11 protein-coding genes are annotated in these 9,437 nt (G+C 46.6%); 7 read left to right on the top strand and 4 right to left on the bottom strand.

Going from position 1 to position 9,437, the window contains the following annotated elements; all coding sequences use genetic code 11:
• Positions 1 to 38 precede the first annotated feature (38 nt).
• From B3N33_RS04625 to B3N33_RS04615, 3 genes are read left to right on the top strand one after another with little or no spacing between them, the layout of a single operon-like run.
• On the top strand, positions 39 to 1,202 hold the full coding sequence (locus B3N33_RS04625; RefSeq protein ID WP_214059906.1) for an ABC transporter substrate-binding protein: 1,164 nt from the start codon (positions 39 to 41) through the stop codon (positions 1,200 to 1,202).
• A 58-nt stretch (positions 1,203 to 1,260) separates the two neighbouring features.
• Positions 1,261 to 2,145 (top strand): carbohydrate ABC transporter permease, encoded by an 885-nt coding sequence (locus B3N33_RS04620; RefSeq protein ID WP_099829402.1) that lies wholly within the window; start codon positions 1,261 to 1,263, stop codon positions 2,143 to 2,145.
• Positions 2,142 to 2,975, top strand: a complete 834-nt coding sequence (locus B3N33_RS04615; RefSeq protein ID WP_214059904.1) for a carbohydrate ABC transporter permease — start codon at positions 2,142 to 2,144, stop codon at positions 2,973 to 2,975. The genes B3N33_RS04620 and B3N33_RS04615 overlap by 4 nt, the downstream gene beginning before the upstream one ends.
• 68 nt (positions 2,976 to 3,043) lie before the next feature.
• On the opposite strand, the gene B3N33_RS04610 is transcribed toward B3N33_RS04615, so the two are convergent.
• From B3N33_RS04610 to B3N33_RS04595, 4 genes are all read right to left on the bottom strand, one after another.
• Positions 3,044 to 4,285 carry a glycerate kinase type-2 family protein gene (locus tag B3N33_RS04610; RefSeq protein WP_214059903.1) on the bottom strand — a complete coding sequence of 414 codons (1,242 nt, stop codon included), beginning with the start codon at positions 4,283 to 4,285 and terminating at the stop codon, positions 3,044 to 3,046.
• 291 nt (positions 4,286 to 4,576) lie between these two features.
• Positions 4,577 to 4,945, bottom strand: a complete 369-nt coding sequence (locus tag B3N33_RS04605; protein WP_214059902.1) for a hypothetical protein — start codon at positions 4,943 to 4,945, stop codon at positions 4,577 to 4,579.
• A gap of 128 nt (positions 4,946 to 5,073) precedes the next feature.
• A complete protein-coding gene (locus tag B3N33_RS04600) occupies positions 5,074 to 5,511 on the bottom strand; it encodes a hypothetical protein (protein ID WP_292588105.1) in 438 nt (145 codons plus the stop codon).
• 42 nt (positions 5,512 to 5,553) lie between these two features.
• Entirely contained in the window at positions 5,554 to 6,012 is a 459-nt protein-coding gene (locus tag B3N33_RS04595; protein WP_099829397.1) for a hypothetical protein, read from the bottom strand.
• A gap of 218 nt (positions 6,013 to 6,230) precedes the next feature.
• On the opposite strand from B3N33_RS04595, the gene B3N33_RS04590 reads away from it, so the two are divergent.
• The 4 genes from B3N33_RS04590 to B3N33_RS04575 all read left to right on the top strand — a co-directional run bounded on the left by B3N33_RS04590 (position 6,231) and on the right by B3N33_RS04575 (position 9,350).
• Positions 6,231 to 6,836: a deoxynucleoside kinase gene (locus B3N33_RS04590; RefSeq protein ID WP_214059900.1), complete on the top strand. Its 606-nt coding sequence runs from the start codon at positions 6,231 to 6,233 to the stop codon at positions 6,834 to 6,836.
• A gap of 258 nt (positions 6,837 to 7,094) precedes the next feature.
• Positions 7,095 to 7,862, top strand: a complete 768-nt coding sequence (locus tag B3N33_RS04585; protein ID WP_292592308.1) for a transporter substrate-binding domain-containing protein — start codon at positions 7,095 to 7,097, stop codon at positions 7,860 to 7,862.
• Between the two features lie 10 nt (positions 7,863 to 7,872).
• Positions 7,873 to 8,607, top strand: a complete 735-nt coding sequence (locus B3N33_RS04580; RefSeq protein ID WP_099829394.1) for an amino acid ABC transporter permease — start codon at positions 7,873 to 7,875, stop codon at positions 8,605 to 8,607.
• Entirely contained in the window at positions 8,604 to 9,350 is a 747-nt protein-coding gene (locus tag B3N33_RS04575; protein WP_214059898.1) for an amino acid ABC transporter ATP-binding protein, read from the top strand. The genes B3N33_RS04580 and B3N33_RS04575 overlap by 4 nt, the downstream gene beginning before the upstream one ends.
• Positions 9,351 to 9,437 lie beyond the last annotated feature (87 nt).

Raw genomic sequence — 9,437 nt, 5'->3', positions numbered from 1 at the left:
AAAAAGCACATCGATCATTGAAAAAGGGGGTATTTTTGATGAAGAAGCTTTTGGTAGCAGTTCTTCTTGTAGTTACCACTGCGCTATTTGCAGGTACCGTCTCGGTAATCGGACCTTGGTCCGGCTCCGAAATGGATGCTTTCATTCCGGTCCTGGAGGCATTCAAGGCAGAAACGGGAATTGATTACACTTATCAGACTTACAGGGCAGAGGATCTGGCAAATGTCTTACCTGCTCAGTTTGCCGCAAGGAAGGCTCCCGCTGATGTGATATTCATGTGGTCTAGTTTCATAACAAACAACACGAAGAACATAGCGGAGCTTACCGATGTAATTGACAGAGATGCTTATATTCCGGGCGCGCTTGACAACGTAACAACCGCAGACGGAAAGGTCTATGGAATAGCTTACACGGCAAAGGTAAAACCGGGTTTCTGGTACAGAAAATCCTTCTTTGAGGCTCACGACTTGGAAGTCCCTTCTTCCTGGGAGGAGTTTGTTGCACTTCTTGAGAAAATCGACTCGTTGCCTGGAGTGAAAAATGCCATTGCAAGTGGTAATGGTGTAGGATGGCCTCTTTCTGATGTCACAGAGCACTTCTTGATAACGTTCGGTGGGCCGGAACTTCAGAAGGATCTTATCGAAGGGAATACATCATGGAGAAGCCATGCCGTTCGAAATGCCATGGGCAAGCTAGTCTATCTGATCGAGAGAGGATTCTTCAGTGTACCAACTGAGTGGACAACGATACTGGAACAGTGGTGGAAAGGAGATTATGGCCTATACTTCATGGGGCAATGGATAACCGGAATGGTAGAAGATGCCGATGATCTCGCTGTTTTCAGCCTCCCGGGGAATCGAGGAATGGTTTTCAGTATCGACTACGCTTTCGTTCCAGAATTCGCCACAAACAAGGCGGAAGCTCTCGAGCTCGTGAAATTCCTTGCCGGTGAAAAAGGGCAGAGCATTCAGGTCGCACAGGGTGGCCATATAGCAACGGTCGAAGTAGCTATGGATAACTACCCGGCCGTCGACATGGAAATCGCGAAACTCACTGAGGGAGTTCAAACTCTCAACGATCTTGATGACTCTATTGGTGGTCTATGGCAAACCGCATTCTGGGATCAACTGAAGCTCATCTGGGTCCGCCCAGAAAGACTCAATGACGCTCTAATGGATCTTGACGAGAAGATGCCTAATTAATTCTTGAACTGTAGTGGGGCCCTGAGGGTCCCACTACTTTTTTTCGGAGGTGAGATAGTTGGCTGTAAGAAAGGCTAAGCTAAAACACTTCTTGTACTTCATTCTACCTGCCTTGTTTCTCCTGGTCGTTTTCGTTCTGTATCCAACTCTGAATACGGTTTTTCTAAGTTTCGTGGACGATGACGGAAAGATCTCACTTTCGAACTACATTGAGGTTTTCTCCAGCAGGGACATTCTGGATACGCGAGGATTCAGTAGAGGCTTTCCCTATGGTTCGTTGATCCACAATATCCTCTGGATAGCCATTCATTTACCGCTGACGACCATCGTCGGTCTTTTTCTTGCCGTTCTTCTGAGAGGTGTTAAGGGTGGAGGGATTGTCAAGTCCGTGATCTTCCTCGGAATGGTAATGCCTATGATCGTTGGGGGAATAATGATAAGATTCATGTTCGAAGAGAACGTGGGCGTTGTGAACCTTGTTCTTCAGATACTTGGATTAGAAACGAAAACCTGGACAGCATATCCAGAGACGGCCTTGTTTGCGCTGATCTTCGGTTCGGTGTGGCTATGGACAGGTTTCTCCATGATTCTCTATTCTGCAGGACTCGAGACAATCCCAAGCACATACTATGAGGCAGCACAGATAGATGGAGCTTCGAAGGCGAAGATGCTTTTCAAGATCACTATCCCCCTGCTGAAACCTATAACTGTTGTAGTCCTTACAATGACGCTTCTATGGGAGCTGAAGGTCTTCGACATTGTCTACATTGCAACGATGGGTGGGCCAGGCGGCTCATCTAACGTCTTGGCGCTCCAGATGTATCTCTACGGCTTCAGAGAGTGGGATTTTGGAAAGTCTGCTGTTGTTGCAGTGCTAATCGCAGGTTCGACTCTTCTAGCGGCGATACCAATGATGAAGTCGGCGGGGGATGAGGCAGAATGAAGAGAACGAGACGAGAGACTCTTGTGAAGACTGTTGTAGCCTGGATAGTTGCTCTAATCTGGATACTGCCTCTTATGGGTGTTGTTATGACGGCCTTGAGGCCTTTCAGCGAGGTAATCGATGGATGGTGGAAGCTCGAGCCCTTCAATGCGACTCTCTCGAACTTCTCCGGAGCGTTGAATCACCGGACAGCGGCTCTATACAAGGGAATGATAAATTCGCTAATGATAGCGATTCCAGCTACTATTGCTCCTCTGCTTCTTGCGACACTGGCCGGCTACGGAATCTCGAGGTACGGATTCCCATTGAGAAAGACCTTCATATTGACAGTGGTGCTAACGCTTGCTCTTCCTCAGCAGATGATAGCCATACCCATTTTCAGAATCATGAGCAACCTTGGGTTGGTGGACACCTTCTTTGGACTCATATTGCTTCATACTGCGTGGGGAATTCCGTGGATAACTTTCTTCATGCGCAACTACTTCAAGACTCTTCCTGCAGACATGGAAGAGGCCGCAAGAATCGATGGAGCCGGCGACTTCGGCATATTTTTCCGCGTGGTTCTCCCTAATGCATTCCCCGCTATTGCTTCTGCCTCTGCTCTGCAGTTCACCTGGGTGTGGAGTGATTTCTTTCTTGCACTTATCCTTATCTACTCACCGGAAAAGCTGCTCGCGACTCAACGAATCCCGCTGATGCGAGGTGTTTACCATGTTGACTGGGGACTGCTTTCGGCCGCGTCATTGCTCGTCATGATAGTTCCCGTTCTCATTTACGTCCTCTTGCAGAGATACTATGTAAGGGGAATGGTAGGATGGACAATCAAATAGAAGACCTATGAAATGAGGGAATTGGATGAGCGGTCAATTCCCTCTTTCTATTATTACATCTATCGACACTATTCGCACAGCAGCACTATGAGGTCGTTGACATTCGTGCCCGTCGGGCCTGTCTTGAATAGATCACCTGATTTGTCCAGAGCGTGGTAGGAGTCGTTATCGAGAAGGAACAGTTGCGGATCTATTCCGGCATCGATCATTCTGCTCATAGAGTTTCCATCGACAATTGCTCCAGCCGCATCGGTAGGACCATCAATGCCGTCTGTACCTACACATGCGAGTGTTACGTTCTGCATTCCATCTGCTGCGATTGCAAAGGCGAGAGTCATCTCCTGACAACGGCCTCCGAGACCTTCTCCCCGAACATGCACTACCGTTTCGCCACCTAGTATCAACGCCGCAGGTCTCTTTGTAGGTCTGTTGAAGCGCTCTTCTCTTGCGATTGCGGCCAAGAAGACTCCGGCATCTCTCGCTTCGCAGTCTAGTGAGGTGGTGACTATTGAAGAGTTGTAGCCCAGCTCTCTAGCAAATGTCGCTGCCGATTCGCAGGCTCTTGTGATGCTTCCGATTATCTCGGTCTGAACGTTGTGAAGTCTATCAGGAGTCTCCTTCTTCAGTGCTTCAACAACTTCGGGCCTGAGATTGAGCGCATACTTCTCGATCACGGCAAGTGCTTCTTCGCTTGTACTGCTGTCAGGATAAGTCGGCCCGGACGCTATAGAGTCCAAGCGATCGCCAAGAACGTCTGAAAGAACAAGTGTATATATCTGTGACGGAGCGACGAGCCTTGCAAAACGGCCGCCCTTCACTGAAGAAAGTCGTTTTCTTACTGTGTTGATCTCGACGATACTAGCACCGGAGCGGAAAAGCTTGTTGTTAACCTCCACAAGATCTTCGAAAGCAACGCCATCGGCAGGCTTTTCGAACAGTGCCGATCCTCCCCCCGATATAAGAAAGAGGATTTTATCGGGCTTGCCGGATTCAATTAACTTCAGCGCATGATCGGTAGCTTCGACTGTCTTCCTATCTAGAATCGGGTGCCCCGCTTCAAATATCTCTATGCCTTCGATTTCTCCTTGACTGTAGCCATATCTAGTAATGACTACACCGCGTTCGATTTCATCGCCGAGCTTCTCCTTTGCTGCCTTGGCCATTCTCCATGCTGCCTTTCCAATCGCAAGAAGAAATATCGGACCGGTTAGCCCCGCCTTTTCGATCGCCTTTTTTACCGAGCTCTCAGGTTGAACGGCTTCGATCGATTTCTCGATTATGTACTTCACATCTTCTCTAAGTTCTCTCAAAACAATCCTCCTCAATAGCACCGAAAAAGAATCTGTCCATAGTGGAAATGCTAGTCTGATTCAATTCTATACTAGTTAAGAAAATTCATCGTTATGAACAGTTATTCTTGCGCTCCTCTGACTTGTATTAAGCAGTTGCAGTAAATAGATTAGAACCTAAACTGGTTGCTTGATGGAGACTTTTTCCAGGAAACCAGTCGGCCTACAATGAGAATAGTCTGCAGCACATATAAGCACAAATCAAAGAAAAAGACGGTGCATACACACCGTCTTTTCTCATCTCTGAAAGGCTCAGAGAAGTATGGTCAAGTATAGATATGGCCCGGGGAGGAAGTTGTATAGCAAACTAAGTCCTGCACTGAGAACTATATTATCAACCGGCCTCAGAATGAATTCCCATCCTCTGCCGAACACAGGGATGAAGAATAGGAACTTCCCATCGAAAGTATAAGCGTTTAGCTCATTTGGTGTCATCGGCTTTTCGTAGTAAGTGCTTGCCTGGAATAGATAGAAATCCATTCCCTCGTAGCCGGTGATGTTTCCTGCTAGATCATACACTACATCTCCATATAGGCCATGGCCAAGAATGAAGTTCTTCGGAGCGGCCACAAAAACAGATGCAACCAAAAGAACTGCCACAAGAATAAGGACTTTTTTCATCAAATTACCCCCTTTTAAGTGATATCGAACCTATCCTACTTACTGATTTTACACTTAATGGCCTCATTAAGTCAACGTATGTTCATTCTCCAGAAGCAATTTCTCGCATACAGCAAGGATGATAACAGTTAGGGTTCAAACCACTCCAGTCCATCGAATGAGTACCGGGCGAGGTCGATATTGTCATCCCTGATCCTGTAATACCATGACGTGAAAATACTTTCAGTTGTACCGGAACTGGAAAACTCAATCTGTGCCTCGTAAGAGTACTCTCCCCAATCAACTTCCGCGTATTCAACGGATACTAACTCCAAGTGGTCAACTTTCACCTCTCCTGAAAGCACGTGCTGGTTGACGAAAAGAAGAGCGGTCTCTTCTATAGCGGGATAAACCATCTCGGGGTCGAATTCTTCGACCAGGCCTCTTGAAGAGAGCAGCATAATAACCACTGCCAGGACTATCACAGCGACTATCGTGTATTTCTGCAACACGGCTTTGATCTCGCTGTCTTGTTGATTCACTACTTGAAGCTCTTCAGATTCTTCGTTCTTCTCATGTTCGCTCAAAAAAATAGACCCCTTTCGGGGTCAATTATACATATCTGTCAATCAAAAAACTACCGCGACATTCAGTCTCACCGAACTCAAGACAGACGATAGAATCGCTGAAGGTGACTCGAAGAAAAAGCCCAGAACGGTTAATGGTGAAGCAGAAACACCTGCTCCGACCAGAAGTGTCTGGTTGTTCTGAAGCACCAGTGCGTAATCAAAGCCGACTCCAACGTATGGGAAGATAACAACATTCGTTCCAAATTCATAGTAGAGATTAATCTTCTGAAGCTCGAGTGGACTAAAATAGGTCTTCCATGTCCAGCCCAAGCCCAGGTTAGGACCCGTCCATCCCGTTATGTTTCCAAAAACGTCTAGCTTTGCCTCTCCATAGACGGGAAAGTGCAGACCCGCTACCAGCGGCTTACCATGAGCCTTATCGGGCCAAACGATTAGTGGTTCGGAAAAAACGGCGATAGCCAGACCAAGAACAACAGCTAGTAACAACAGTTTCTTCATTTCTATCCCTCCTTTGCAACGCGCGAACTCGACCTAAGTACATATTTATTATACAACATTACCCGACCGTTATCAGCATTAGGACCACTGTATAGAAATATAATAGCTTTGAGGACTAAAGCAAAAGAAAGGTCTACTGGATCTCAATTTGTAGCCGATCAAGTGTATTGATGATAGAATTTCTAAGACATATTCATTCATGGCGGAGGAGTGTTCTTTTGGGCAAGATTATTGTTTTGGCCGGGAATGTTGGCGCAGGTAAGTCTACTATAGCGAGCGCTATTGCAGAAGGTCTTGGATTCAGTATTCACTACGAATCCGTTTCCGACAATCCCTTCCTCGAGGATTTCTATTACGATCAAAAGAGATGGTCATATCATCTCCAAACATACTTTCTATTTCACAGGTACTGTTCTTTGAAACAGGCTGAAGAGAAAGACAACACCGTCTTCGATCGTTCGATATATGAAGACAGAGAGATTTTTGCTCGCAACCTTTTTGAGACAGGGAAGATGTCTCAAAGGGAATTCGCAGCTTATGTGACAATGTTCGATTCAATGATAAAGTACTTGAAGAAGCCTGACTTGCTGGTCTATATCGATGCGGACGTCGATACGATTCTTTCCAGGATAAGGCGGAGAGGAAGACAGATGGAGACTGCAGTTCCAATAGCTTACTGGGAGCAGCTCGACAGGTTGTACTCGCAATGGATTGAAGAATACGACCTTTCTCCGGTCTACAAGATAGATGCCAGATCTGTTGATATCGTCATTAATCCAGAGAAGACAGAGAGAATCATAGGCGAAATAAAGAGAATCCTGTAGAGCGCTGTTCATTCCTTAACAGATTTGCAGAAATCGTAACTTGACATTCTGTACAAGATGTTGATACTATCAATTATCAAAACACTACGAAGGTGATCTGTGTGAGAGTTAGTTCGAATTCATTCTTTATGACAAACAAGCTTCATCATCACAGACTGTGGCGCCCGGTTGAGGGAGGCGGCACCTTCTAGTCGTGCTCTCTTAAGGAAATCAACAGACCGGGCTTATGGCCCGGTCTTTTTTTATTGGAGGTGTGGAATGAAGAAGTTCCTGGTACTTGCAGTTTTGATCTGTATGACAATGGCATTTGGAAGTCTGATCGACGACGTTAGGCAAAGAGGTGTTCTGAGAGTTGGGCAGGACGCAGGTTATATGCCCCTTTATGGAACCAATCCCGATGGCGAACGAATCGGTTTGGAAGTGGAGATCCTCGAGAGGATGGCCGAAATCCTTGGCGTGAAACTGGAATTCGTAGTTGTGAACTGGGATGGAATAATCCCTGCTCTGATGTCAAACAAATTCGACATAATCTGGTCTGCAATGACTATAACTCCGGAAAGGGCTCTGAGAGTTAACTTCTCTGATCCCTATCTGACAGTGGGTCAGATAATTCTCTACAACACAAACAAGTACACGGTTCCACCCACCGAGGAAGACCTGGACAATCCCGATGTCAAGATCGCTGTACAACTTGGTTCGACGGGCGCAGAAGCAGCAACCAGACTCCTCTCCAATGCCCAGATCTTTATGTTTGAGACGATCGACGAAGCTGCCTTCCAGGTTGCTTCCGGAAGGGCCGACGCAATGATCTTTGACTCCATTTATGCAAGATTTATGGCAAAGAAATACGATCAGCTCGATGTGACGGAAGAACTACTGACAAGAGAGGACTTTGGCGTAGCAATTGCAAAGGGAGACTTTGAAACACTTCAGTGGTTGAACACCTTTATTCAGTGGGTAAAGACAACTGGAACACTGGAAGAGCTTGAAAACTACTGGTTCGTGAAATACCAGCCGGAGTTCTAAGGAAAGAATTATGACAAGAGCGATGTCGAAAATCATTCTGGGAGTAATAGTCGCAGGAATGCTCTGGTTCTCTTATTCATCAGTCTCAGCTGTGTATCCTTTTAACTGGAGATCGCTTGCCAGGTATTACAAACTCTTCATCGAAGGGATCGTCACTACTCTCCAGCTAAGCGTCATCGCTCTTGCTCTTGCAGTAATCGTGGGAATTGTGGTAGCACTTGCACGAGATTCAAAAGTCAATCTGCTGCGTGACGCGGGGACTCTCTATGTTTGGTTCTTTAGAAACATGCCGTTACTGGTGGTCATTCTTCTAGTCTACTACGGCTTCGGTTCTGCAGTTAACATCGATAGATTCTGGGCGGGAGTTGTCTCACTTTCTTTATTTGAGGGAGCATACGTAGGCGAGATCTTTAGAGCGGGGATAGCCGCAGTTCCTTCTGGAGAGAAGGAAGCCGGAGAGGCCATGGGACTCTACAGAAGTCAGATAATGTTCTCTATAGTCTTTCCACAAGCCTTTAGAATCTCAATTCCCCCTCTAATCGGACAGCTCGTAACGCTCATCAAGGACAGCTCGTTGGTGTCGGTCATAGCCCTTGGCGATCTCACGATGCGCGCCAGACAGGTGGGAACACAGACCTTGGCAGTGTTTGAAGCGTATATCTTACTTGCCGCCTGTTACCTGTTTATGACATCGCTGATCTCTCTGGTAGGAAGGATACTTGAAAGGAGGCTTGCCATTCCATGACAGAAAGAAACGTAATTTTGAAGCTCTCGAACCTCTCAAAATCATTCGATGGGCTGTCTGTCTTGAAAAACGTCTCGTTCGACGTCAAAGAAGGCGATGTGATAGCTGTCCTGGGTTCTTCTGGTGCGGGAAAGACGACCCTACTCCGATGCATTAACAACCTAATAACCCCCGATGAAGGCGAGGTCTTCTTTAAGGGGAGACAGGTAGAGAGAACGAGACAATCAATTAGATCTTTCAGATCAAAGGTTGGATTCGTATTTCAGAGATTCAATCTGATTAGTCATTTGAGGATTGTCGATAACGTTGCTCTGCCTCTCGTGAAGGTGAACGGTATGAAGTGGGCAGATGCAAGAAAGGCCGCCGAAATTCAACTCAGGCAGGTGAATCTTGGCGAAAAACTTACAAGTTACCCTTCTCAGCTTTCCGGTGGACAGCAACAGCGAGTGGGGATAGCCAGAGCGCTCGTCATGAATCCCGACATTGTTCTCCTAGATGAACCCACATCGGCCCTAGACCCGTCTCTTGTAGGCGAAGTAATGAGAGTAATCAGAAAGCTCTCCTCAGAAGGGAGGACGATGATAATCGTCACCCATGAGACCGAATTCGCAAAGCATATAGCAAATCGGGTAATCTTTTTGAAGGACGGCGAGATAACTGCCGATTCTTGTCCGAAAGAGTTCTTCGAGTCGAAATCAGACGACGTAACCGAGTTCTTGACAGACCTTTCGGCAATTGTATAGCACTTTCCTGCAATGAGGGTTTCTTCCGTGATCTCTCGCAAAAAAAGACGTAAGAGGCCAGAGGGAAGAGGTTGGAAGAGCGGGAAG

The organism is Mesotoga sp. UBA5825, assembly GCF_002432955.1.
Taxonomy (GTDB): domain Bacteria; phylum Thermotogota; class Thermotogae; order Petrotogales; family Kosmotogaceae; genus Mesotoga.
Note: the sequence above shows the minus strand (reverse complement) of the source record. Positions and strands in the feature narration are given on the sequence as shown.

What these genes read in the sequence shown, in the direction of transcription:
- B3N33_RS04575 (WP_214059898.1), top strand. Translation starts at nt 8,604, where the DNA reads ATGACAGAAAGAAACGTAATTTTGAAGCTCTCGAACCTCTCAAAATCA.
- B3N33_RS04625 (WP_214059906.1), top strand. Translation starts at nt 39, where the DNA reads ATGAAGAAGCTTTTGGTAGCAGTTCTTCTTGTAGTTACCACTGCGCTA.
- B3N33_RS04605 (WP_214059902.1), bottom strand. Translation starts at nt 4,945, where the DNA reads ATGAAAAAAGTCCTTATTCTTGTGGCAGTTCTTTTGGTTGCATCTGTT.
- B3N33_RS04595 (WP_099829397.1), bottom strand. Translation starts at nt 6,012, where the DNA reads ATGAAGAAACTGTTGTTACTAGCTGTTGTTCTTGGTCTGGCTATCGCC.
- B3N33_RS04580 (WP_099829394.1), top strand. Translation starts at nt 7,873, where the DNA reads ATGACAAGAGCGATGTCGAAAATCATTCTGGGAGTAATAGTCGCAGGA.
- B3N33_RS04585 (WP_292592308.1), top strand. Translation starts at nt 7,095, where the DNA reads ATGAAGAAGTTCCTGGTACTTGCAGTTTTGATCTGTATGACAATGGCA.
- B3N33_RS04615 (WP_214059904.1), top strand. Translation starts at nt 2,142, where the DNA reads ATGAAGAGAACGAGACGAGAGACTCTTGTGAAGACTGTTGTAGCCTGG.